2 protein-coding genes are annotated in these 730 nt (G+C 60.0%); both read left to right on the top strand.

Annotation, left to right across the window (positions count from 1 at the left end):
- A partial coding sequence (locus tag DM995_RS22560) for a transposase (protein WP_232824568.1) occupies positions 1–250 on the top strand: 250 nt, incomplete at its 5' end.
- Positions 148–633 (top strand): IS5 family transposase, encoded by a 486-nt coding sequence (locus DM995_RS19280; RefSeq protein ID WP_232824567.1) that lies wholly within the window; start codon positions 148–150, stop codon positions 631–633. The genes DM995_RS22560 and DM995_RS19280, both read left to right, overlap by 103 nt.
- Positions 634–730 lie beyond the last annotated feature (97 nt).

The following is a 730-nucleotide window of genomic DNA, read 5'->3' as shown; positions in this document are numbered from 1 at the left end:
TTGGGTCCTGAGGTCAGGTGCGCACTGGCCGGATCTCCCTGAGCGATACGGCAAGTGGAAGACCGTGCACACGCGGTTCAGCCGTTGGGCGAGGAAAGGGATCTGGGAGAAGGTGTTCGACGATCTGATCAAGGATCGCGACAACAAATACCTGATGCTCGACACCACATTGGTTCGGGTCCACCAGCAGGCCGCGAGCGGAAAAGGGGGGCCCAGTCTCAGGCTATGGGGCGTTCCCGAGGAGGACTGACCACCAAGGTTCACATGGTCTGCGACACCTCGGGCCGACCCTTGCGCTTCAAACTCGACGCCGGCCAACGCCATGACAATCTTGCAGCCAAGGCTCTGCTCGATGGCTTCGAGGCTCAGGCCGTCCTGGCCGACAAGGCCTACGACAACAATGACTTGCGGCAGGCTATCGCCGACATGGGAGCCGAGGCCGTAATCCCATCAACCCGTTCCCGGAAAAACCCAATTCCCCATGATCGGGGCATCTACAAGCAACGGAACCTCATCGAGCGCTGCTTCAACAAGCTCAAGCATTTCAGGCGTTTCGCCACACGATACGATCGACGAGCTCATCACTTCCTCGCCTTCATTCACCTCGCCGCCTCAATCATATGGCTGCGGTGAATGTCGAATCGTCCTAGTCGACCCGGGCGCCCGACGCCTTGACGACGCCGGCCCATTTGACCAGTTCGGACTGGACGTAGGCGCCGAATTCGTCCGG

The organism is Blastomonas sp. UPD001 (genome assembly GCF_003426715.1).
Classification (GTDB): domain Bacteria; phylum Pseudomonadota; class Alphaproteobacteria; order Sphingomonadales; family Sphingomonadaceae; genus Blastomonas.
Note: the sequence above shows the minus strand (reverse complement) of the source record. Positions and strands in the feature narration are given on the sequence as shown.